Annotated in this window: 17 protein-coding genes and 1 pseudogene; 9 read left to right on the forward strand and 9 right to left on the reverse strand. The window is 72.6% G+C overall.

Translation table 11 applies throughout. From position 1 onward, the window contains the following. The first annotated feature begins 58 nt into the window (after nt 1–58). Nucleotides 59–418: a DUF488 domain-containing protein gene (locus ACGFYN_RS10400; protein WP_393865370.1), complete on the forward strand. Its 360-nt coding sequence runs from the start codon at nt 59–61 to the stop codon at nt 416–418. Here ACGFYN_RS10400 and ACGFYN_RS10405 read toward each other — a convergent pair. The 5 genes from ACGFYN_RS10405 to ACGFYN_RS10425 all read right to left on the reverse strand — a co-directional run bounded on the left by ACGFYN_RS10405 (nt 373) and on the right by ACGFYN_RS10425 (nt 6,783). Further along, nucleotides 373–2,229, reverse strand: coding sequence for a GMC family oxidoreductase N-terminal domain-containing protein (locus ACGFYN_RS10405; RefSeq protein ID WP_393865371.1), 1,857 nt, complete (start codon nt 2,227–2,229; stop codon nt 373–375). The genes ACGFYN_RS10400 and ACGFYN_RS10405 overlap by 46 nt on opposite strands. Then, on the reverse strand, nt 2,226–3,608 hold the full coding sequence (locus ACGFYN_RS10410; RefSeq protein ID WP_393865372.1) for a hypothetical protein: 1,383 nt from the start codon (nt 3,606–3,608) through the stop codon (nt 2,226–2,228). The genes ACGFYN_RS10405 and ACGFYN_RS10410 overlap by 4 nt, the downstream gene beginning before the upstream one ends. Then, nucleotides 3,605–4,291 carry a FadR/GntR family transcriptional regulator gene (locus tag ACGFYN_RS10415; protein WP_393865373.1) on the reverse strand — a complete coding sequence of 229 codons (687 nt, stop codon included), beginning with the start codon at nt 4,289–4,291 and terminating at the stop codon, nt 3,605–3,607. Before ACGFYN_RS10415 ends, ACGFYN_RS10410 begins: the two co-directional genes overlap by 4 nt. A 165-nt stretch (nt 4,292–4,456) precedes the next feature. Beyond that, nucleotides 4,457–6,127, reverse strand: a complete 1,671-nt coding sequence (locus ACGFYN_RS10420) for an FAD-binding dehydrogenase (RefSeq protein ID WP_393865374.1) — start codon at nt 6,125–6,127, stop codon at nt 4,457–4,459. 17 nt (nt 6,128–6,144) lie between these two features. Beyond that, nucleotides 6,145–6,783, reverse strand: coding sequence for a TetR/AcrR family transcriptional regulator (locus tag ACGFYN_RS10425; RefSeq protein ID WP_393865375.1), 639 nt, complete (start codon nt 6,781–6,783; stop codon nt 6,145–6,147). A 115-nt stretch (nt 6,784–6,898) separates the two neighbouring features. Here ACGFYN_RS10425 and ACGFYN_RS10430 point away from each other — a divergent pair, with 115 nt between their 5' ends. The 3 genes and pseudogenes from ACGFYN_RS10430 to ACGFYN_RS10440 all read left to right on the forward strand — a co-directional run bounded on the left by ACGFYN_RS10430 (nt 6,899) and on the right by ACGFYN_RS10440 (nt 9,790). Continuing rightward, on the forward strand, nt 6,899–7,525 hold the full coding sequence (locus tag ACGFYN_RS10430; protein ID WP_393865376.1) for an alpha-ketoglutarate-dependent dioxygenase AlkB: 627 nt from the start codon (nt 6,899–6,901) through the stop codon (nt 7,523–7,525). A 239-nt stretch (nt 7,526–7,764) separates the two neighbouring features. Beyond that, complete coding sequence (locus ACGFYN_RS10435; RefSeq protein WP_393865377.1) at nt 7,765–8,511, forward strand: MBL fold metallo-hydrolase; 747 nt, start codon at nt 7,765–7,767, stop codon at nt 8,509–8,511. Between the two features lie 41 nt (nt 8,512–8,552). After that, nucleotides 8,553–9,790 (forward strand): annotated as a pseudogene (locus ACGFYN_RS10440) (DUF4032 domain-containing protein). Between the two features lies 1 nt (nt 9,791). Here ACGFYN_RS10440 and ACGFYN_RS10445 read toward each other — a convergent pair. Then, nucleotides 9,792–10,664, reverse strand: a complete 873-nt coding sequence (locus ACGFYN_RS10445) for a universal stress protein (protein ID WP_393865378.1) — start codon at nt 10,662–10,664, stop codon at nt 9,792–9,794. 62 nt (nt 10,665–10,726) lie between these two features. Between ACGFYN_RS10445 and ACGFYN_RS10450 the strand changes: the two genes are divergently transcribed. The 5 genes from ACGFYN_RS10450 to ACGFYN_RS10470 all read left to right on the forward strand — a co-directional run bounded on the left by ACGFYN_RS10450 (nt 10,727) and on the right by ACGFYN_RS10470 (nt 17,744). Further along, the gene (locus ACGFYN_RS10450; RefSeq protein WP_393865379.1) at nt 10,727–11,080 is read left to right on the forward strand and encodes a VOC family protein; all 354 of its coding nucleotides are present in this window, start codon (nt 10,727–10,729) and stop codon (nt 11,078–11,080) included. A 128-nt stretch (nt 11,081–11,208) separates the two neighbouring features. Further along, nucleotides 11,209–12,885 carry an FAD-dependent oxidoreductase gene (locus ACGFYN_RS10455; RefSeq protein ID WP_393865380.1) on the forward strand — a complete coding sequence of 559 codons (1,677 nt, stop codon included), beginning with the start codon at nt 11,209–11,211 and terminating at the stop codon, nt 12,883–12,885. Next, nucleotides 12,882–14,339, forward strand: a complete 1,458-nt coding sequence (locus ACGFYN_RS10460) for an ATP-binding protein (RefSeq protein WP_393865381.1) — start codon at nt 12,882–12,884, stop codon at nt 14,337–14,339. The genes ACGFYN_RS10455 and ACGFYN_RS10460 overlap by 4 nt, the downstream gene beginning before the upstream one ends. Continuing rightward, complete coding sequence (locus ACGFYN_RS10465) at nt 14,336–14,689, forward strand: UBP-type zinc finger domain-containing protein (protein ID WP_393865382.1); 354 nt, start codon at nt 14,336–14,338, stop codon at nt 14,687–14,689. The genes ACGFYN_RS10460 and ACGFYN_RS10465 overlap by 4 nt, the downstream gene beginning before the upstream one ends. A gap of 100 nt (nt 14,690–14,789) precedes the next feature. After that, on the forward strand, nt 14,790–17,744 hold the full coding sequence (locus ACGFYN_RS10470; RefSeq protein WP_393865383.1) for an AAA family ATPase: 2,955 nt from the start codon (nt 14,790–14,792) through the stop codon (nt 17,742–17,744). Nucleotides 17,745–17,746: 2 nt separating this feature from the next. Here the strand turns inward: ACGFYN_RS10470 and ACGFYN_RS10475 are convergent, their stop codons facing one another. The 3 genes from ACGFYN_RS10475 to ACGFYN_RS10485 are packed head-to-tail and all read right to left on the reverse strand — an operon-like array spanning nt 17,747 to nt 23,174. Next, nucleotides 17,747–18,982, reverse strand: a complete 1,236-nt coding sequence (locus ACGFYN_RS10475; RefSeq protein ID WP_393865384.1) for an SGNH/GDSL hydrolase family protein — start codon at nt 18,980–18,982, stop codon at nt 17,747–17,749. Then, the gene (locus ACGFYN_RS10480) at nt 18,979–21,345 is read right to left on the reverse strand and encodes a glycoside hydrolase N-terminal domain-containing protein (RefSeq protein WP_393865385.1); all 2,367 of its coding nucleotides are present in this window, start codon (nt 21,343–21,345) and stop codon (nt 18,979–18,981) included. The genes ACGFYN_RS10475 and ACGFYN_RS10480 overlap by 4 nt, the downstream gene beginning before the upstream one ends. 20 nt (nt 21,346–21,365) lie before the next feature. Next, on the reverse strand, nt 21,366–23,174 hold the full coding sequence (locus tag ACGFYN_RS10485) for an alpha-galactosidase D (RefSeq protein WP_393865386.1): 1,809 nt from the start codon (nt 23,172–23,174) through the stop codon (nt 21,366–21,368). Between the last annotated feature and the right edge of the window lie 9 nt (nt 23,175–23,183).

Genomic DNA, 23,183 nt, shown 5'->3' on the forward strand with positions numbered 1-23,183 from the left:
CACGCGACACCGCCGCTCTACGCTCGACAGCATCTGTTCTCCATGGGAAGGACCGGTCATGAGCGTGCGCGTGCGGCGTGTGTACGAATCGCCCGAGGCGGACGACGGTGTCCGCGTCCTCGTCGACCGGCTGTGGCCGCGCGGGCTGTCGAAGGACGCGGCGCACGTGGACGAGTGGCCGAAGGCACTCACCCCGTCGACCGACCTGCGCCGCTGGTTCCACGCGGGCGAGGGCTCCTACGAGGAGTTCTCCGACCGGTACGAGGCGGAACTGGACGTCCCGGAGGCGGCCGAACTCCTGGCTCACGTCCGGGAGTTGGCCGCCAAGGGGACCGTGACGCTGCTGACCGCCTCCAAGGAGCCGGACACCAGTCACGCCGCCGTGCTCGCCCGTCTGCTGGATGACGGTTCGAGGTAGTTCTCGGTGACGGCCAGCGCGGCCGCCATGATGCTGAGCTGCGGGTTCACCTCCGGACACCCCGGCAGCACGGACGCGTCGACGACGAGGACCCCGTCGACACCACGCAGCCGTCCCTCGGGATCGGCCGGCGCCCGCAGCGGGTCGCCGCCGGCGGCGACGGTGCCGGTCGGATGGAAGGCCGACAGGTGCAGATCGCGGGGGGTGATCCCGGCGAGCAGAGCATCGAGTTCGTCGAGGGTACGGGCGCGCGGCGCGCACGGGATGCCGGTGAGGACCTCCTGGGCGCCCGCGGCGAACAGGACGCGGCCCATGGCCTGTACGGCCGTCATCAGCCGGTCGCCGTCCCGGGGGTCCAGGCGGTAGCGGACGAGGGTACGGTCGCGGCCCAGTACCCGGCCCGAAGGCCGGTCGGCGATCATGGCGCCGAGGACCGCCAGCCGGTCGGCTCCCTCCAGTTCGCGGCGCAGGGAGCGACCGAGGCCGGGCAGGACGAAGCTGCTCATCCCGGGCGGGCTCGCGGTCGCCTCGATCAGGATGCCACGGTCGTGCAGCTCCTCGACTCCTGCGCTCTGCAGGACGCCCTCCCAGGAAGTGACCGGTTCCTCGAAGCGGCCCGCGACGCTGGTGGCCGGGTGGACGCTGAGGTTGCGGCCGAGACGGGGATGGCCGCCGAGGCCGGAGCGGCGCAGCAGCGGCGGGCTCTGCAGTGCGCCCGTGGCCGTGACGACGAGGGGGCTGAGGATCTCCAGCTCGCTGCCGTCCGCCCGGCACGCCAGGACGCCGGCCGCCCGCGGCGGGCCCGGCCGGGCGGGGTCGAGCAGGATCCGCAGGACCCGGGCGCCGGTGACGATGCGCGCCCCGTCGGCGCAGGCCTCCGGCAGGACGGAGAGCTGCACGCTCTGCTTGGCTCCGGTGGGGCAGCCCACCACGCACTGGCAGGAGCCCTTGCAGCCCGGTGCGTTGCGGCGCAGCGGCCCGGCCCGCCAGCCGAGCCGCTCGGCACCGGCCAGGGCGAGCAGGCCGTTGCTGCCGAGGACGTCGAGGGGCTGGGTGGCGACGCGCAGCGTGCGTTCGATCTCGTCGAGCCGGGCGGGGAATCCGTCGGCCAGGTGGAAGCCGTGGCGGCTGCTCCACCGGTCGAGGACGTGGTCCGGAGTGCGGTAGCAGGTACCGGAGTTGACGACTGTGGTGCCGCCGACGGCCCGCCCGACCGGCAGCAGGAGGGGCGGGTTGCCCACGGCGGCGGTCGCGCCGCCGTCCCGGTACAGGTCGGTGAAGCGGTCCAGTGGGGCGCGGCGCCCGAAGGACGCCGTGGTGTGATGCTCGCCCTCCTCCAGCACGACGACGCAGAGCCCGGCGCGTGCCAGGGTGCGCGCGGCCACCGCTCCCCCGGCGCCGGAGCCCACCACGACGGCGTCGGCGGTGGCGCGGTCGGGCCACTCCCCGGCGGGCGTGCAGTCCAGCGGCGGGTCCTCGGGGGCGCGCGGCGCCCGTGGGGCCGGGCTCCGCTCGGTGGCCGCGGCGAGCAGCACGGGTACCTTGAGGAGGTCGAGCGCCGGTACGAGTCCGGGGCGCGCCGCGAGCGAGCCGAGCACCGTCTCGCGCTCGTCCGGGGTGAGGCGGGCCAGCCGGCGCCCGCTGTGCAGGACGGCGTACGCGTCCACGGCGGTGGCGGCGGCCCGCACTCCGGCCCGCACGGGTGCGGGCAGTGCGGACAGGAACGTGTCGAGCCTGCCGGGCACGCGCCTGAGCCACTCCTCGTCCCCGGTGTCGGCGAGCAGGGCGGCCACCAGTCCGGGCGCGGTCACCGGTTCCCCACCTCCGCGTGCGCGGTGCCCTGCAACGTCCATGAGGCTTCGCTGCGCCAGCGTCCCCACCAGCGCTCCAGCAGGACCGTCGCGTCGGCGCTCTCGCTGTTGCGGCACACCGCCTCGGCGCCGTCCGGGTCGCGGTAGTCCAGGGTGAGCGTGCGGTCCCCGGGCTGGGTGACCTCGATGCGGATACGCCGCAGCAGCGTGCGGCCGGTCACCGACCAGAGGGGCAGTCCGATCCGGGCCCGGAACCGGCCGATCCCGAGCAGGCCGACCGCCGAACGCTCGGCCCGCCGCGGCCAGGTGCGGCCCCGGTGCCGTAGCCGCAGGAAGACCAGCGGGGGCAGGCGCCGCAGCACGGGCCGTGTCGACACCGCGGCGACCACCTCCAGGACGTCGGAGTCGCCCAGGTCGGCGTGGAGCCAGGCCCAGCGGTGGGCGTTGCCATGGCCGTGGATGCGGGCGGAGGCGCCGGGGGCGGCGCGCAGGGTCAGGGTGTTCCTGCCGTCGCTGAAGGTGCCGTCGTACGTGGCGCGGGCGGCCGGGAGCATGTGGGCGGCGGGCAGGAGGGGGCGCTGCCAGGACCAGCGGGGGAAGGTGAACAGCGGCTCGGACAGGGGCTGTTCGGTGAGGTCCCAGTCGAAGTCACCGGCGCTGCCGGTCAGTCGTCCCGGAGAGGCGTCGACTCCGGCTGCCGAGAATCCGTGCGCCGGTTCGTTCCAGGGCGCCGGTCCGAAGCGGACATGGCGGACCTCCCCCTCCGGCGGGAAGACGGCCGCCCAGCCGTGGGCCACGGGCGTCGATCCGTCGGTGGGCGCGACCAGTTCGTGATGCAGCCAGATGCCCGTGCGCGTCGCGGGGTCGGTGAGGGTCGTGTACCAGACCTCGGTACGGCCGGGGGTGCCGTCCCAGCGCGGCGCGGCGTACTCGGCGGGGTCCTCACGGCGGGGGAAGCGGAAGCTCAGCAGGAAGGGCGCGAGACCGGTCGTGACGGGAAAGCGGAGGGTGCCCTGCCCGGCCCTCGTGCCGTCCTCGTACAGCGTGAACGGCAGCACGGTCATCGACTTCACCGGATGGCGCGGGGTCACCGACTTCCAGCCGTCCAGGGTGAAGGAGCGGCCCCCGGCGGTGAAGGCCAGCCGGTAGCGGATGCGGCGGCGGGCGAGGGGCGAGATCTCCAACTCGCCCGTGGCGTCCGGGTCGTCGGCGAGACCGGTGATGCGCACCCGGCCGCCGAGCCGGGCCTGGGTGGTGCGGTGCGGCCGCAGGACCTCGTCGGACCCGGCGCGCAGGTCGAGGCGGATCCGGCGGACCCGGTCCCCGCCGTCGAGCCGAACCGTGCCGAGCATGATCTCCGTGAACGTCGTACCCCTCATGCCAGTCCCCCCAGCATGACCTTCTCGGTGTCGCGCAGATAGGCGTCGGCGGCGGCGTGCGCCCGGCGGGCGTCGCCGGACGTCACGGCCTCCACGACGGGGGCGAGTCGACGGTGGGCGGCCTCGGGATCGGTGAAGGGGCCGCGCAGGGCGGCGCGTACGGGGAGGTAGGCGTTGAAGAGCGTGTTGGTCAGCAGGACGTACACGCGATTGCCGGTCGCCCGGGCGAGGGCGCGGTGCACCTCGACGTCGGCGAGCTGCACGGCGTCGGCGCCGTCCGCCTCCCGTACGGCGTCCAGGAGGCGGCCCAGTTCGGCGTGCTGCTTGCGGGTGGCCCGCGCCGCGGCCCGCTCGGCTATCAACGCGCCCACGGAGCGCCGTACTTCGAAGATCTCCCGGACCCATTTCGCGTCGTGGCGCACCAGCATCGGCAGGAGGTCGGCGCCGCCCAGGCGGGTGTAGTCGCGCACCTTGGTGCCGACACCGTGCCGAGTCTCCAGGAGGCCGGCCTGGACGAGGCGTCCGAAGGCGTGCTTGAGGGTGGTGCGGGTGACGCCGTACCCGTCGGCCAGTTGGCGCTCGGGGGGCAGGTAACTTCCTGCCGGATGGCGTCCGTCGAGGATGTCGTCGCGCAGCTTGGCTTCGAGGACGTCCACGATCGTCTCGCGGGGCAGTGCCTCCACGGATGCCTCCTGAGGGGGTGGATGAGTGGCTGAGCCACTCAACCAGCGGCTGCCACCGGCGGTCAACCCCCGTGCGGCGACGGGTTGTTCGCACGGCGACGTGGGGGGGGGGGGGGGGGGGGGGTCGCCCCCCCCCCCCCCCCCCCCACGTCGCCGATCAGCAGGTCAGGCGCTCTGCCGCGCCGCCGCCCGTCCGGCCGCCCGGCCCGAGAAGAGGCAGCCGCCGAGGAAGGTGCCCTCCAGCGCGTTGTAGCCGTGGACACCGCCGCCGCCGAAGCCGGCGACCTCGCCCGCCGCATAGAGACCCTCGATCGGGTCGCCGTCGCCGCCCAGGGCACGGGAGTCGAGGTCGGTCTGGATGCCGCCGAGGGTTTTGCGGGTGAGGATGTTGAGCTTGACGCCGATGAGCGGGCCCGCCGCCGGATCGAGGATGCGGTGCGGGGCGGCGACGCGGCCGAGGCGGTCGCCGATGTAGCGGCGGGCGTTGCGGATGCCCTGGATCTGGGAGTCCTTGGAGTACGGGTTGGCCATCTGGAGGTCGCGGGCCTCGATCTGGCGGCGCAGTTCGGCCGCGTCGAGGAGCGGCTTGTCCGTCAACTCGTTCATCTTCGTGACCAGTTGCTCCAGCGTCGGCGCGGTCACGAAGTCGGCGCCCTTGCGCAGGAAGGCGTCGACCGGTCCCGGCGCGCCCTTGCCGAGGCGGTTCTTGAGCACCGCGGCCTTGTCCTTGGCGGTGATGTCCGGGTTCTGCTCGGAGCCCGACAGCGCGAACTCCTTCTCGATGATCTTCTGGGTGAGGATGAACCAGGAGTGGCCGTAGTCGGCGATGTCCTCGGTGGTGCGCAGGTACTTGAGGGTGCCCAGGGTGTCGTAGCCCGGCAGGCAGGGGTCGGGCAACCGGCGGCCGAGGGCGTCGAACCACAGCGAGGACGGGCCGGGCAGGATGCGGATGCCGTGCCCCGGCCAGATCGGGTCCCAGTTGCGCAGGCCCTCGGTGTAGTGCCACATGCGGTCGCGGTTGACCAGCCGCACGCCCGCCCCGGCACTGATGTCGAGCATGCGGCCGTCGACGTACGCGGGGACGCCGGTGACCATCTCGGCGGGCGGGGTGCCGAGGCGCTCGGGCCAGTAGCGGCGGACGATGTCGTGGTTGGCGCCGATGCCCCCGGTGGTGACGACGACGGCCTGGGCGGTGAGCTCGAACTCGCCGACGCCGTCGCGGTTGGAGGCGACGCCGCGGGCGGAGGTGTCCTCGGCGAGGACCGTGCCGCGCACCCCGCGCGCCGCACCCTCCTCGATGACCAGCTCGTCGACCTGGTGGCGGTGGTAGAAGGTCAGCAGTCCGTCGCGGGCGGCCTTCTTGGCGTGGTCCACGAAGGGCTCGACGACCCCGGTGCCGGTGCCCCAGGCCACATGGAAGCGGGGCACCGAGTTGCCGTGCCCGTCGGCCCTGAGGTCTCCGCGCTCGGCCCAGCCGACCGTCGGCAGCAGCTTGATGCCGTGCCCCTCGAGCCAGGACCGCTTCTCCCCCGCCGCCCACTCGACGTACGCACGCGCCCAGCGCACCGCCCAGGAGTCCTCGTCGTCCGTGCGGTCGAAGCGGGCGCTGCCCTGCCAGTCGTTCCAGGCCAGGTCGAAGGAGTCCTTGATGCCCAGGCGCCGCTGCTCCGGGGTGTCGACGAGGAAGAGGCCGCCGAAGGACCAGAAGGCCTGGCCGCCGAGGTTGGCGGCGTTCTCCTGGTCGACCAGCGCGACCCGTCGGCCCCGGCTGGTGATCTCGTGCGCGGCGACCAGGCCCGCGAGCCCCGCTCCGACGACGATGACGTCCGCATCCATGGCGACCGATCCTTCTCTCAGTGAGGGTCAGGTTGGGGGGAGCTGCCGTCGGTCAGCAGCGCCGTGAGCAGTTGCTTGAGCCAGGCGCGGGCGCTCTCGACGTCCTTGTCCAGCAGCAGTTGGGTGGTGACGCCGTCGTAGGCGGCGACCACGGCGTGGGCCGCGCCGTCGACGTCGCCGAGCACGGCGGGCAGTTCCCCGAACCCCCGTGCCCGGCCGAGCCGTCGGGCGATCGCCGAACGCAGCCGCGCCCGATGCTCCAGCAGTGTCCCGGCGACCCGCTCGTCGCGGGCGGCGTGCACCAGGAAGTCGGTCTTCACCAGGAGCCAGTCGAGGTCGAGGAGCAGCACCTCGGTGACGCGGTCGACGGCGGCGGGCACGTCGAGGTCGGGGCCGTCCTGGGCGAGCGCCCCGGCGACCTGGTCCGCGATCAGGTCGGCGCGCTGCCGGTAGAGGGCGAAGAACAGCTCGTCGAGGCTGTCGAAGTTGGAGTAGAAGGCGCCCCTGCTGTAGCCCGCGGCGACGCAGACCTCCTCGATCGAGACCCGCCCGAAGCCCTTGGCCGCGAACACGGCGAAGGCGGCGTCGAGGAGGTTGACCCGGGTGCGGACCCGGCGCCGCGTCACGCGCCGTTCCGTTCGCTCCTCGACCGCCATGACCGCTCCCTCGTTCGATACGCGAATGTATCCGATACAGCGATGTATCGAAAGAGTCCGCGGAAGCCTCGCAGCGATGGGAACACATTTTCGAATAGAGGAGTACGCTGGTCTCATGACCACGCACCTCCAGGGCTCCCTCTTCGACCAGACCGACCAGCTGCGGCTCGGGTCCCTCGACGGGATCCGCCGGACGCGGCTCGGCCTCGGTGCCTGGATCGACGTCCTGCCCGGGTGGCTCGGCGGCTCGGACGGCCTGTTCGAACAGCTGGCGGCCGAGGTGCCGTGGCGTGCGGAGCGACGCAAGATGTACGACCAGGTCGTGGACGTACCCCGGCTGCTGGCGTTCTACGGGGCGGGCGACGTCCTGCCGCACCCCGTGCTGGACGAGGCCCGCGCCGCGCTGTCCGCGCACTACGCCGGCGAGTTGGGCGAGCCCTTCACCACGGCCGGGCTCTGCCACTACCGCGACGGACGCGACAGCGTCGCCTGGCACGGCGACCGGATCGGGCGGGGCGCCCGCGAGGACACGATGGTCGCGATCCTCTCCGTCGGCGCACCCCGCGATCTGCTGCTGCGTCCGGTGCGGGGCGGCGAGAGCGTCCGGCGCCCGCTGGGGCACGGCGACCTGATCGTGATGGGCGGCTCCTGCCAGCGGACCTGGGAGCACTGCGTACCGAAGACCACTCGCGCCGCGGGACCGCGCATCAGCGTCCAGTTCCGCCCGCACGGCGTGCAGTGAGGCGGAGAGGCGGCCGCTTCGGCTGCGCGCAGGGGGCTGCCTCCGGCGGACGGTGCCGGAGGCAGCCCTTCCCTCTGTGCGCGGTGCGCCGGACACCGTGCCCGGTGCGCCGCATGCGCCTACTGTTCGGATTGCGCCCCTGAGCTCCCACATTGGCCCGGACCCGCCGCCTCCGCCGCGGTCCGGGTCTGCTTTGCTGGTGCCGTCGGGCAGGGACCACATCACCACGCGGGGCAATCATGCGGGCAAACGTGCGGCAAGTCGCGGACAGCATCCACCTGGTGCACGGCAGCAACACCAACTGGGTGATCCTCACCGAGGGGAACGAGATCACCCTCATCGACACCGGCTACCCCGGCGACCGCGAGCAACTGCTCGCCTCCCTGGAGGCGGTGGGCGGTGCGCCCGAGGCGGTCGCGGCGGTGCTGATCACGCACGCGCACAACGACCACCTCGGCTCGGCCGAGTTCCTGCGCTGCACCTACGGCACGCCCGTCTACCTCCACCAGGCCGAAGTACCGCACGCCCGGCGGGAGTTCCTGCACCAGGTGAGTATCGGGCAGGTGCTGAGGAACAGCTGGCGGCCGGGCGTACTGCCCTGGTCGGTGCATGCCCTGCGCTCCGGCGGCACAACCCATGTGCCGGTCGCCTCGCCCGAGCCCTTCCCCACGGTGGGTCCGCTGGACCTGCCCGGCCGGCCCGTGCCGGTGCACACCCCCGGCCACACCGACGGGCACGCGGCCTTCCATCTGCCGGGCGCCGGGGTGCTGATCTCGGGCGACGCCCTGGTCAGCGGCCACCCCACCTCGCGGATCGAGGGACCGCAGCTGCTGCCCGACATGTTCCATCACGAACGCGTCCGCGCCGTGGCCTCGTTGGACGTCCTGGCCGCGCTCGACGGCGATCTGATGCTGCCCGGACACGGCCCCGCACACCGCGGTCCGGTGGGTGACGCGGCACTTCTGGCCAAGGAACGCGCCCTTTAAGGTGAGGTGACGATCACCGCGAGGGCAAGGACACGCGAGCCATGGCACTGCAGATCAGCGCGACCAACCCGGAGCATCCCGCGCTCCTGCTGGCCCTGCCGTGGCAGCTGCCGCTGGAACAGTGGCCGGACGAGTACCTGGTCCCCCTGCCGCGCGGCATATCCCGGCACGTCGTGCGCTACGCCCGCGACGAGCACCGGAGGTGATCGCCGTCAAGGAACTCGCCGAACGGCCCGCCCTGCGCGAGTACGAGCTGCTGCGCGACCTGGACCGGCTCGGCATCCCCGCGGTCGACCCGCTCGCAGTGGTCACCGGCCGCGTCGACGGCGAGGACCAGCCGCTGGAACCGGTGCTGATCACCCGGCACTTGCGCGGCTCGCAGCCGTACCGCTCGATGTTCGAGACGACGATGCGGCCGGCCACCATGCACCGCCTCATGGACGCCCTGGCCGTCCTGCTGGTCCGGCTGCACCTGGCCGGGTTCGCCTGGGGCGACTGCTCACTGTCCAACACCCTCTTCCGGCGCGACGCGGGCGCCTACGCCGCCTACCTGGTGGACGCCGAGACCGGCGACCTGCACGCCCGACTCAGCACCGGACAGCGGGAGTACGACCTCGACCTGGCCCGGGTGAACATCAGCGGCGAGCTGCTGGACCTGGAGGCGTCCGGGGCGCTGCACCCGTCCGTGGACCCGATCGAGTTCGGCATGGAGATCTGCGCCCGCTACCGCGGTCTGTGGGAGGAGCTGACCCGGACCTCGGTGTATCCGGCGGGCAAGTACCAGTACATCGAGCGCCGGATCCGCCGGCTGAACGACCTCGGCTTCGACGTGGCCGAGATGCAGATCGGGCACTCCTCCAACGGCGACACGGTCACCTTCGTGCCCAAGGTCGTCGACGCCGGCCACCACCAGCGCCAGCTCCTGCGCCTGACCGGACTGGACGCCGAGGAGAACCAGGCCCGGCGGCTGCTGAACGACCTGGAGAGCTGGATGGCCACCCAGGACGACTACGCGCCCGGCGACCCCCTGGCCGCCCGCCCCGAGGTGCTGGCGCACCGGTGGGTCCGGGACGTCTTCCGGCCCACCGTGCGCGCCGTACCCGCCGACCTGCGCGGTTCGATGGATCCGGCGGAGATCTACCACGAGCTGCTGGAGCACCGCTGGTACCTCTCCGAGCGCGCGCAGCACGACATAGGGCTGGACACGGCGGTCGAGGACTACATCACCAACATCCTGCCGAAGGCCCGCGAGACGCTGCAGCCCACCTCCGCCGAGTGACTCAGGTGTGCGGGACCACGGCGACCGGGCAGGGCGCGTGGTGCAGCGCTCCGTGCGCGACCGATCCGATGCGCGCCCCCACGGCCGTACGGCGTGCGCGCCGGCCGACGACCATCAGCTGGGCCCGCGCGGCCACCGACAGCAGCACCTGGCCCGCGCTGCCGATCTCCACGTGCTCGACCACGGGCACGTCGGGGAACTGCTCCCGCCACGGCTGCAGCGCGGCGGCGAGCGACTTCCTCTCGAACGGCTCCAGACCGCGCGCCTCGTCGAGCAGCGCCATCGAACCCGGGCTGTAGGCGAACACCGGCGGCAGCGACCAGGCCCGCACCGCCCGCACCCCGGCGTCGCGGGCGGCCGCCGTCTCGAACGCGAACCGCAGAGTGTCGGCGCTGTCCTCCGGCTCGCCCTGCTGGCCGACGACGATCTCGCGGCCGGCCGCCTCCGCCGTCGGCTGGTCCCCGGCGCGTACGAGCACCACGGGCCGCGTCGACCCGGCGATCACCTGCCGGCCGACGGAGCCGAGCAGGAAGCCCACGACGGGGCCGTGCCCGCGCGAGCCGAGCGCCAGCATCTCCGCCTCCGCGGCCGCCGCGACCAGTGTCTCGGCCGGGTCCCCCGACACCACGTCGGTGACGACGTCCAGGTGGGGATTGCGCGCGGTGACGCCGCGGACCGCCTCGTCGAGCGCGTCGCGCACCCATCCCGCCTGGGTGTCCGGGTCGGCCGCGTCGATCGCCTCGTACGGCTGGTAGCGCCAGGCCTGCACCACGCGCAGCGGCAGCCCCCGGCGGACCGCCTCCCGGGCCGCCCAGTCCAGTGCGGAGAGGCTCTCCTCGGTTCCGTCGACTCCCGCGGTGATCGGGCGCGTCATGGTGGGTGCCTCCCAGTGGCGTGGTCACGTCGCTCGGGAGCAGTCTTCACTACGCTGCTGCCATGGCCTTGGAATGGGAGCAACTCAATGTCGACGCCGCCGACCCCGTGGCGCTGGGACAGTGGTGGACCGAGGCGCTCGGCTGGGTCGTGGTGAACGACGCGGCCGACGAGTACGAGATCCGGCCGGACAAGGACCGCCTGCCGGGCCTCCTCTTCGCCCCGGTCCCGGAGGGCAAGACGATCAAGAACCGCCTCCACCTGGACCTGCGCCCCGACGACCAGGAGGCCGAGGTCGCCCGGCTCCTCGCGCTCGGCGCGCGGCACGTGGACGTCGGGCAGGGCGACGTGACATGGGTGGTGCTCGCGGACCCCGAGGGAAACGAGTTCTGCGTGCTCTCCTCACGCCGCCGCTGACCGGGCGCCTGCCTTATAGCGGAGCGAAGCGGGACGATCGAACATACGATGGGCGGGAGCCGGCGCGGCGACCGCCTCAGCGACAGGGCTCGTCGTGCCGTCGGTCCGACCACTCGGGGTGGAGACGTATGGCACAGGCGTCCGACGCAGCGCGGACCGTCATCATGACCGTGGACGACGATCCGGGCGTGTCCCGAGCCGTCGCCCGGGACCTGCGGCGCCGCTACGGCGAGTCGTACCGGATCGTCCGCGCGGAGTCCGGGGAGTCGGCGCTGGACGCACTGCGGGAGCTGAAGCTGCGCGGTGATCTCGTGGCCGTGATCCTGGCCGACTACCGCATGCCGCAGATGAACGGCATCGAGTTCCTGGAGCAGGCCCTCGACGTCTATCCGGGCGCGCGCCGGGTCCTGCTGACCGCGTACGCGGACACCAGCGCGGCGATCGACGCGATCAACGTCGTCGACCTCGACCACTACCTGCTCAAGCCCTGGGACCCGCCCGAGGAGAAGCTCTACCCCGTCCTGGACGACCTCCTGGAGGCCTGGCGGTGCAGCGACTTCCGCCCGGTGCCCAGCACCAAGGTGGTCGGGCACCGCTGGTCGGCGCGCTCCTCGGACGTGCGGGAGTTCCTGGCCCGCAACCAGGTGCCCTACCGCTGGTACTCCGCCGAGGAGCCCGAGGGGCAGCGGCTGCTGGCCGCGGCCGGGCAGGACGGGCAGCGGCTGCCGCTGGTGATCACGCCGGACGGGTCGCCGCTGGTCGAGCCGGAGGCACCCGAACTCGCCGCGCGCGTGGGCCTCGCGACGACTCCCGCCGCGGACTTCTACGACCTCGTCGTGATCGGCGGCGGGCCCGCCGGGCTCGGCGCCGCGGTGTACGGGGCGTCCGAGGGGCTGCGCACGGTGCTCGTGGAGCGCTCCGCGACCGGCGGCCAGGCGGGGCAGAGTTCGCGGATCGAGAACTACCTCGGCTTCCCGGACGGCGTGTCCGGCGCGCAGCTCACCGACCGGGCCCGGCGGCAGGCGGCGAAGTTCGGCGCCGAGGTCCTCACCGCGCGCGAGGTGACGGGCCTCGAGGTCAACGGAGCCGCGAGGACGGTGCGGTTCTCCGACGGCTCCGCGGTCGCCGCGCACAGCGTGATCCTCGCGACGGGCGTCTCCTACCGGCAGTTGGAGGCGCCGGGCTGCAACGACCTGACCGGGTGCGGGGTGTTCTACGGCTCGGCCCTCACCGAGGCGTCCTCCTGCCAGGGGCAGGACGTCTACATCGTCGGCGGCGCCAACTCCGCGGGGCAGGCGGCCATGTACCTGTCCCGGGGCGCGAAGTCGGTGACGCTGCTGGTGCGCGCCTCCGACCTGTCCGCGTCGATGTCGTACTACCTGATCCAGCAGATCGGCGAGGCGCCGAACATCTCCGTCCGTACGCGCACCGTCGTCGAGTCCGCGCACGGCTCCGACCACCTGGAGCAGCTCACCCTGCGCGACATGGACACCGGGCAGACCGAACTCGTCGACGCGCAGTGGATGTTCGTGTTCATCGGCGCGGCCCCGCTGACCCACTGGCTGGACGGCACGGTGCTGCGCGACGACCACGGGTTCATCCTCGCGGGGCCCGACCTCACCGCGGACGGGCGGCCGCCCGCGGAATGGGAGCTGGACCGGCCGCCTTATCACCTTGAGACCAACATTCCCGGCGTGTTCGTGGCGGGCGACGCACGCGCCGAGTCCGCCAAGCGCGTCGCGTCCGCCGTCGGAGAGGGAGCCATGGCCGTGATGCTCGTCCACCGGTATCTGGAGCAGTCGTGAGCGGGCAGTTGATGCCCTGCAGCCCGCAGGAGATCAGTTCGCTGTTCCTGTTCGAGAAGCTCACGCCCGAGCAGCTCGGACGGCTGTGCAGCGAGGGGCGGGTGGAGCAGTTCGAACCCGGACCCGTCTATACGGAGGGGGACCCGGCCACCTGCTTCTACGTGATGGTCGAGGGCACCGTCGTGCTGTCCCGGCGGGTGGGCGCCGACGACGTGGAGGTCACCCGCACCTCGCAGCCCGGGGTGTACTCGGGGGCCATGCAGGCCTACATCGGGGACCGGGTCCGCCAGGTCTACAACAACTCCATGCGCGTCACGGAGCCGACGCGGTTCTTCGTGCTGCCCGCGGACACGTTCGCGGCCATCATGCAGGAGTGGTTCCCGATGGCGGTCCACCTGCTGGAGGGGGTGTTCTTCGGTTCGAAGAGCACGCAGCGTGCCGTCGGCCAGCGTGAACGGCTGCTGGCGCTCGGCTCGTTGTCCGCCGGACTCACGCACGAGCTCAACAACCCGGCCGCCGCGGCCGTACGGGCCACCGCCACGCTGCGGGAACGGGTCGGCAAGATGCGGCACAAGCTCGCCATCATCGCCCAGGGCTCGTACACCCCCGAGGTGATGGCCAACCTCATCGACATTCAGGAGCGCACGGCCGAACGCGTCGCCAAGGCACCCACGTTGAGCCCGCTCGAGGCCTCGGACCGGGAGGACACGCTCTCCGACTGGCTGGACGACCACGACATCCAGGATGGCTGGCGGATCGCGCCCACCTTCGTGCAGGCCGGTCTCGACGTCGACTGGCTGGACCAGGTCGCGGCGGCCGTGGACGAGGAGCTCCTGCCGAACGCGATCGGCTGGCTCAACTACACCGTCGAGACCGAGCTGCTGATGGACGAGATCAACGACTCGACCACCCGTATCTCGCATCTCGTGGACGCCGCCAAGCAGTACTCGCAGCTCGACCGCGCCCCCTACCAGAACGCCGACATCCACGAACTCCTCGACAGCACCCTGCTGATGCTGTCCGGCAAGATCGGCTCGCGCATCGAGGTCGTCAAGGACTACGACCGCACGCTGCCGAAGGTCCCGGGCTACCCGGCGGAGCTCAACCAGGTGTGGACCAATCTCATCGACAACGCGGTGTCGGCCGTCAACAGCGTCGGCGGAGAAGGCACGTTGACGGTCCGCACGGCGCTGGAGCGCGACATGCTGCTCGTCGAGTTCCGCGACACCGGACCCGGCGTGCCGCAGGAGATCCGCGGCCGTATCTTCGACCCGTTCTTCACCACCAAGCCGGTGGGCGAGGGCACGGGGCTGGGGCTGGACATCTCGTGGCGGATCGTCGTCAACAAGCACCACGGCAGCCTCCAGGTCGAGTCCGAACCCGGCGACACCCGCTTCCAGGTCCTGCTCCCGCTGACCGCCCCGGCCGACGAGACCCCCGAGGAGCCCGCATGACCAGCGCCAACGGAATCGACCCCAGCGTTCCACCGAGCGGCGCCGGATGCGTCGAGTGCGACGAGGCCGGCGGCTGGTGGTTCCATCTGCGGCGGTGCGCCCAGTGCGGCCACATCGGCTGCTGCGACGACTCCCCCGGCAAACACGCCACCGCCCACTACCGGGCCACCGGCCACCCTGTGATCCAGAGCTACGAGCCGGGCGAGGGCTGGTTCTGGGACTTCGGCAGCTCGCAGCTCTACGACTCCGGCCCCGGCCTCGCACCGCCGGAGAGCCATCCGGCGGACCAGCCCGCACCCGGCCCGGCCGGGCGGGTACCGGCTGACTGGACGAAGACGCTGCGGTCCTGAGGGGCTGACCGACAGGTGCGTCACCGGGCGGTGCGGGGCCCCGCACCGCCCGGTGACGCGTGCCGACAGCTCTGTCAGTGCTCCGTGGAAGGATGAATGCGTGTCCGAAACCCCGCTCACCACCCCTCTGGTCGGCCGCCGCGAGGACCTCGCCCGACTTGCCGACGTGCTGCAGCGTGCCCGCGGCGGCGAGGCGGCAGCAGTACTGGTGGCGGGGGACGCGGGAGTGGGCAAGACGCGTCTGCTGGACGAGGCCGCCCGGCGGGCAGCCGGCGCCGGCATGACCGTGCTGACCGGGCACTGCGTCGACCTCGGTGACGTGGGCCTGCCGTATCTGCCCTTCACCGAGATCCTCGGTCTGCTGGCGGGTGACGAGCGGTTCGCCCCGGTGCTGGCCACACATCCCGCGGTGGACCGGCTGCTCGGCTCGGGGACGGACGCGGCGCGGGACCCGGGCGGGCGGCTGCGGCTCTTCGAGGGCATGGCCGGGCTGCTGGCCGACGTCGCCGACGCAGCTCCGCTGCTGCTGGTCCTGGAGGACCTGCACTGGGCCGACCAGTCGTCCCGGGACCTGCTGCGCTTCCTGCTCAGCCGGGGTGTCCTGCAGCGACCGGCGGGCGGCGCCCCCACCCACCGTCTCGCCGTCCTCGCCTCCTACCGCGCGGACGACCTGCACCGCCGTCATCCGCTGCGCCCGCTGCTGGCCGAGCTGGTGCGGCTGCCCGCCGTTGAGCGGCTCGAACTGCGGCCGCTGGCCGACCGGGAGGTGACCCGGCTGGTGCGGTCCCTCCAGGACCGCCCGCTGCCGGACCTCACGGTCCGGCGCATCGTCGAGCGCGCCGAGGGCAACGCCTTCTACGCGGAGGAACTGCTCGCCGCCACCGACCCGGCCGCGGGCGGCGTGCCCAGCGGGCTGGCCGACGTGCTCCTCATCCGCGTGGAGCAGCTGTCCGAGACCGCGCAGCAGGTGCTGCGTACGGCAGCGGTCGCCGGGCGTCGCGTGGAGCACGACCTGCTGCGGGACGCGGTCGGCCTCCCCGAGGACGAACTGGAGGCGGCGCTGCGCGAGGCGATCGGCCGCCAGCTCCTCGTCCCCGGGGGCGGCGACACGTACGCCTTCCGGCACGCGCTGGCCCGGGAGGCGGTGTACGCGGACCTGCTGCCGGGCGAGCGGGCCCGGCTGCACGGCGCGTTCGCCCGCCTGCTCGCCGAGCGCGGCCGTTCCGCCGAGAGCGCGGCCGAGCGCGCCCATCACTACCGCGAGAGTCACGACCTGCCCGAGGCGCTGGCCGCGTCCCTGGAGGCGGCCGACCACGCCCAGCGGGTGGGCGCACCCGCCGAGGAGCTACGGCACCTGGAGACCGCCCTCGACCTGTGGGCGTCGGTCGAGCCGGCGGCGCGGCCCTCGGGCGACGGCGTCGACCGGGTGACGCTCACACTGCGCGCCTCGGCTGCGGCCGCACACGCCGGCGAGTCGCACCGGGCGGTGTCCCTGACCCGCTCCGCGCTCGCGAGCACCGGCCAGGACACCGACTTCGAACTCGGGGCCCGCGTCCGCTACACGCTGGCCGGCAACCTCATGAGCGTCGACAGCCTGACGGCCGCGTTCGCCTACAGCAGCGAGGCGCTCGCCATGATCCCCGCCGAGCCGCCGACCCGGACTTGGGTGTGGGCGGCGGCCACCCATGTCCTTGCGGCCCGCCACATCGGGGAGAACGAGACAGCACGCCGGGTCGCCCGCCAGGCCCTGCGCGTCGCCGAGCAGTTGCGGGTCACGGACGCACAGGCCGACCTCCTGATCTCGCTTGCCGTCCTGGAGAGCGGCGGCCGGCGCAGCGCCCGGGGCCGGGAGCTGCTGACGGAGGCCCGGGAGCTGGCGAGGCAGGCGGCGAACGCACCGGTGGAGATGCGCGCCCTGTTCAACCTCGCCGTCGGCACCTTCGAGGCCGGCGATCTCGAGGGCTGTCTGCCCTGGGTGACCGAGGGCCTGGACCGCGCCCGCCGCGCCGGGCTGCTGTCGTCGCCGTATCCGCTGGAGATGCGCTATCTGCATCTGCTGGTGCTGTACACGCTGGGCCGCTGGGACGAGTGCGCGCGGGCCGCGGCGGCCGACGAGGCCGTGCTGCCCGCCGCGGGCGGTTACACCGTGGGGCCCGCGCTGTATGTGGCGCTGGCCCGCGGCGACCTGCGCGCCCTCGAGCGGGCCCGGCGTCTGCTGGAGGGTCCCTTCGACTGGATGGCGACGCTGGTCGCGGGCATCGCGCTGACCGAGGCCGCCGTGCTGCGGGGTGAGCCGGAGGCGGCCGTGGAGCGGACGCGCGCCACGATGGACGCGCTGACCGACGACGCGGGCCACCGCCCCGACCTCACCGTCCGGCTGGCGGCGCTCGCGCTGTCGGCGGTCGCCGACGCGGCTGTGGAGCTGCGGACGGCCGGCGGCGAGGCCGGCCGCTGGAAGGACACCGCGGACGAACTGGTCGAGCTGGCCCGGGAGACGGCCCTGCGCGACGACGACGGCAACCCGCAGGGGCCCGAGGGACTGGCCTGGCTGGCCCGCGCCGAGGCGGAGTGGCTGCGCGCGGTGTCCGGGCCGGACGCGGCGGCCTGGGAGAAGGCGGTGGCCGCATTCGGCTACGGCGATGTGTACGAGCATGTGCGGAGCCAAGTGCGGTTCGCCGAGGCGCTGCTGGTGGCCGAGCGGCGTGAGGAGGCGGCCGTCCAGGCGCGCGAGGCGAGAGCGGTGGCCGAGCGGCTCGGCGCGGTTCCCCTCCTGGAGCGGATCGACGGCCTGATACGCCGCGGCCGCCTCGCCGACACCCCGCCGGACCGGGAGCGTGCCTCACCGCTGACCGCCCGCGAGCAGGACGTGCTGCGGCTGCTCGCGCGCGGCCGCAGCAACCGGCAGATCGGCGAGGAGCTGTTCATCTCGGGCAAGACGGCCAGCGTCCACGTCTCCAACATCCTGGGCAAGCTGAGCGCCGCCAGCCGTACGGAGGCGGTGGCGATCGCCTACCGGCAGGGTCTGATCGCACCGGAGCCGACGACGTCGGGCTGACCTCAGCGGCCGGCGCAGTCGAGACTTTTCAGGTCGACGGCGTCGGCCATCGCCTGCATACCCTTGTCGTCGGGGTGCAGATGGTCGCCGCTGTCCAGGGCGGGCAGCATGCGCTCGGGGTCGTAGGGGCTGCGCAGGATGTGATCGAGGTCGGTGACGGCGTCGAAGTCCCCACTGGTGCGGATGAACTGGTTCACGTCCTGGCGTACCTCCTCGCCGGCCGCGTCCCATTCCGACCAGCCCTTGTACGGGCCGACGGTGGCGGCGACGACGCACTTGCCGGCCGCGTGGACCCGCTCCGCGATCTGCCGGTAACCGGCGATCAGGTCCTGGGCGGTGGCCCCGGGGTGGGCCTTGATGTCGTTGACGCCCTCGAAGAGGAAGACGGTACGGACGCCGGGCTGGGACAGCACGTCGCGCTGAAGGCGCTTCAGCGCGCTCGGTCCGCCGCCGTCCGCCAGGACCTTGTTGCCGGAGATCCCCTCGTTCGCCACGCCCTGCACATCGGTGTCGGCCGAAAGGAGCCGGCGGGCGAGGTAGTCGGGCCAGCGGCGGTTGAGGTCGCTGGAGGACGCCCAGCCGTCGGTGATGGAGTCCCCGAGGGCGGCGACGGCTCCGGTTCCCGCGAGCGTGCGCACGGAGACGGCGTCCAGGTAGAACCAGGAGCCGAGCACCTCCGTCCAGGGTTCGCCGCCCTCCTCGGCGGTGTGGTCGCCCTGGGCGGCGTAGGACGTCTGCATGGCCATCCAGTGTCCGGTCGCGGGGCCCGCCGCGTCCGGGGAGTGGATGCTGACGACGAGGTCGGTCGCGGCGGGGAGCCGGCCGGGCAGGGGGTCGCTCAGGGTGGCGCCGCCCGCGGGGACGGTGACGGAGCGGGCGCCGTCGAAGGTCAGCGGGCGGTTGCTGCCGTGGACCAGTTCGGCGCCCTGCTTCTGGACGCCGGCGTAGACGCTGTCGAAGGTCACCGGCCGGTCCCCGAAGGCGTTGGAGAGCCGGATCCGCATGTCCCTGCCCGCCGCGCTGGTGTGCACGACGAGCCGGTAGGCGCGCCCGGCCACCGCCGCGCCCATGCGGTCGGCGCTCGCGGCCCAGGTGACGACGTCACGCCGGTCCACCGGCGCACCGGTCACCACGAACTTGGGGTGATCGGCGGACGCGTGCACCGGGGTTGCCTGGACGGCACCGGCCAGCAGCAGGAGGGCGCCGAGGCGGCCGGCACGGGCGAGACGGGCCGTCACCGGGCGAAGTCCCTCAGCGTGACGGAGCCGCCGGGTTCCAGGGTGACGGACCTGGAGGTGCCGCCGTGGGCGACGGTCGTGGTGCGGCCGCCGACGCTGCGGATGCGCGCCTCGGTCGGCTTCCCGTCCCGCCAGCTCAGGTCGACGACGAAGCCGCCGCGGGCCCCGACGCCCCGCACCGAGCCCGACGCCGCCCAGGCGCCTGGCAGCGCCGGCAGGAGTTCGAGGTGGCCCGGGCGGGAGTACAGGAGCATCTCGGTCACGGCGGCCGGGGTGCCGAAGTTGGCGTCGATCTGGAAGACGCCGTCGCCCGGACCCAGTTCGTAGATGTCGAACAGGTTGGGGGCGGTGCCGTTGCTCCCGCCGGACGAGGGGCGCAGGTTGTTCACGATGAGCTGGTAGGCCTTGTCGGCGTTCTTCAGGCGGGCCCAGCACAGGCTGCGCCAGGCGTTGGCCCAGCCGAAGCTGTTCATGCCGCGCGCGGTGAGCAGGGCGGTGGCACCGGCCACGATGTCGTCCGGGGTGGAGCCGTCGGGGCGGATGCGGTCTCCGGGGAAGAGCCCTACAAGGGGCGAGAGGTGACGGTGGGTGGTCTCACCGAGGTTGTCGGGGCTCATCCACTCCTCCAGCCAGCCGGTCTTCGGGCTCACCTGCGGAAGGTACAACCGCTTGCGGAGGCCGGAAACCGTCGCCGCATACCTATTGTCACACTTCAGCTCTGCTGCCGCAGTGCAGAAATGGCCGAACAGCGCCCACACGAGTTCCTGGGCGTAGGTGATGCCCTTGGCGTCCAGCGGGCCCTGTTCCGGCGACCAGTCGCTGTCGGCGATCAGGACCTCGCGGGAGCTGCCCGGGAGGGTGGTGGTGAGCAGCCGCGCCTCCCAGAACTCGCAGGCGCCCTTGAGGAGGGGATAGATCCTCTTCAGATGGGCCCGTGACTGCGTGTACTCGTAGTGCTCCCACAGGGTGTTGCACAGCCAGGCGTTGCCCGCCGGGTGCCACCACCAGCCGCCTCCGCCATAGGGATTGGTGGAGATGGCGAGGGTCCAGCCGGCGCTCCTGCCGCTGGAGTTGCGGTAACGGTTGCGGGAGTCGTTGAACAGGCGGCGGGTCAGGTCGGTCCAGGACGGGAGCTGGGCGACGCAGTAGTCGGTGAGCGCGTCGAAGCAGGGGGACAGGCCCGCCCGGTCGGCCATCCAGTAGTTCATCTGGATGTTGATGTCGGTGTGGTAGTCGCCCATCCAGGCCGGGTCGTTGCCGTCGAGCCAGAGTCCCTGGAGGCCGAGCGGCAGGCTGCCGCGCGAGCCGGAGATCATCAGGTAGCGGCCGAACTGCACGTAGGCGGCCTCGAGTTCGGGGTCGGGATCGCCCGTCTCCGTACGTGCCCTGATCCGCTCCCAGGTGTCCAGGGCACGCTGCCCGGTGGACGACGTGCCGAGCGCGATGTCGAACTGCCCGAACAGGGCGCGGTGGTCGGCGACATGGGTGCGCAGCAGGGTGTCCGCCGAGTGGGCGGCGGCGTCGCGGACCTTCGTGCGCGCCAGCCGCTGGGGGTCGTGGGAGGGGGCGCGGAAGCCCTTGGCCGCGTCCGGCGCGTAGTTGGTGCCGCCACTCACCACCACGGTGAGGTCCTTGCAGCCGGTGAAGCCGATCTGCGCGCCGGCGACCGTGACGCGGCCGCCCGTACCGTGGGCGGTGACGGCGGCTCCGTACTTCAGGCCGTTGGGCAGCGCGGCACCGAATGCGGTCGAGGCGCCCTCGCCGTGCGTGCCCTCCAGCGTGACGGTCCCGGTGTAGCGGCCGCCGCCGCTCTGCGTGAAGTGCAGGACGAGCACGTCGTCGGGGCGGCTGGCGAAGATCTGCCGCTCGTACGTCACGCCTGAGCGGACGTAGGAGGTGGTCACCACGCCCCGCGCGAGATCGAGGGTGCGGCGGTAGCCGGAGACGGCGCCCAGGTCGTGGTCGGGGATGTCCACCGTCAGCCGGCCGAGGAGCGTGAAGGACCCGAAGTCGTCGCGGCCGTAGGGGAATTGACCGTCCGCGTCCAGCTCGTCGTTGAGGCCGCCGGTCCACATGGTGGCGTCGGTGATGAGCAGCAGCTCGCGTCCGGAGTCGTTGCTCGCGAGGGCGCCGAGGCGGCCGTTGCCGACGGGTAGCCCCTGCTCGATCATTGAGTTGTCGTCGGCGGGTGCCTGCCACCAGAGCGTGTCGCGTGAACTGCTCGTGTTCGAGGCCGAGTTGTCGGGACGCTCCGGTGCGGCGTGGGCCGTGAAGGCGGGCAGGCCGGCCAGGGCCAGGCCGGCGGTCGTGGCGAGGGCGAGCAGGTCGCGTCTGGGCAGCGGATGGGACGGATCGGTGTTCATGGCGGCTCCTACGAAGGGGGTCAGGAGGACTTCGGTACGTCGATCCGGTCGATGTCCGGCGCGTAGCCGCTGCCGCTGTCGAAGGTGATCGTGTTGGAGCCGGCCTCGAGGGTCAGCGGGATGCTCACCGTCTCGGCGGTTCCCCAGTCGCCGGTCGACGGGAACTTGTGGTCCGTCCCGCCACCGTCGTTGGCGGAGACGGCCACGGAGCGGGCGTCGCCGCTGACGTAGGCGATCTTCACCTGGTAGGTGCCCGCCTTGGGGACGGAGATGTCGTTGAAGGTGAGCTTGCCGCCGAGGTAGAGGTTGCCGACCTTCTTGGCTCCGGAGCAGGCGGCGCAGTCGGCGACGGTGGCGTTGCCCGCGAGGGTGTTGGCCGAGGACTCGGCCTCGTAGCCGGTGAAGTCGAGGGCCTGGCCGCGCGGGGTGACGGTGAACAGGCGCGAACCGTGGGCCGGCAGCGCCTCGGTGACCTTGTCCTTGAGGGTGCCGAGGCTCTCGTGGTTCCACAGGTCGCGCACGGCGGCCTTGCCGGTGAAGCCGAGGGAGGCCCAGGGGGCGGAGACTGCCGCGGGCTTGCCGGCGAGGTTGAACAGGGCGACGGTGTAGCTGCCGTCGGGGTTCTTCGCGGCCCACACCTGCTGCGGGTCCGAGGGCGTGATCGGGCGGGCGGGCGGGCTGTCGCCCTGGTCGACGGCGATCACCTCCTTGTTGGTGAGGAGGGACAGGCCGTAGGAGTCGAGGCGGGTGAGGTCGTCGCCGGTGAAGAGCGGGGACTTGGCGATGGCCCACAGGGTGGCGTAGCTCTGCCGCTCGGCCTTCGTCAGGCCGTCCATCTCGCCGCTGCCGACGTCGAGGGAGTCAAGGTCGTTCCAGCCGCCGGGGCCGGCCTGCCGGGTCCAGCCGGGGGTGTCGTCCCAGCGGTCGTCGACGGAGTTCTCCCAGCTGACGAGGGTGTTGCAGTAGCACTCGACGTCGGTGTCGATGCGCCAGCCGTTGGAGTACTTCTTCCAGTCGGCGGCGTGGCCGATGTCGAGGGACCAGGAGAGTTCCAGGTGGATCGGGCGGCCGGTGGCGGCGATCGCCTTGTTCCAGGCGGCCACGTCGGCAACGTTGTCGTACTGGTCACCGCTCTTTCCGGAGCCGGGGCCGACACCGTCGAGCTTGAGGAAGTCGTAGCCCCAGCCTGCTATCAACTGCGCCTGGGAATCTATGTACTTCTGCGTGCAGGGGCGGGAGAAGTCGAGCTTGTAGGAGCTGTCCCAGCCGTTGGTGGTGCGCAGGTCGCCGTAGACGATGTCGGCGGTGGTGCAGCCTTCGGCGTTCCAGATCGGCGACCTGCCGTCGTTGTACGCCTCCTTCTCCAGGCCGGCGGGCAGGTAGATGCCGGCCTTGAGACCTTTGGAGTGGATGCGGTCGGCGACGGGCTTCATGCCGTCGGGGAAGCGCTTCGGGTCGGCCTTCTGGCGGCCGTACTCGTCGTATTCGGGCTTCCAGCCGTTGTCGCGCCACCAGCCGGCATCGATGTTGACGTACTCGTAGCCGTACTTCTTCAGCTTGGCGGCCAGGGCGTCCGTCTGCTTGGCGACGTTGGCCTCGGTGAGGTAGCTGTAGTCGCCGTCCGGGTTGAGGCCGGGGTACTTGGACGACTGCATGCTCCAACTCGACCAGCCCATATAGGGCTTGGCGGCGAGAGCTGCCGGCGCCGAGGGCACGGTGGTCTCGGCGTGGGCCGTGGGGACGGCCGCGACGGCACCGGCGGCGAGGGCCAGGACCACCAGGGCTCTCAGGGTGCGTGCGGGCATGGCGGAGTACGAGGATGACCGCATGGGTCGTAC

The sequence above is a fragment of the Streptomyces sp. NPDC048419 genome, assembly GCF_043200415.1.
Lineage (GTDB): Bacteria > Actinomycetota > Actinomycetes > Streptomycetales > Streptomycetaceae > Streptomyces.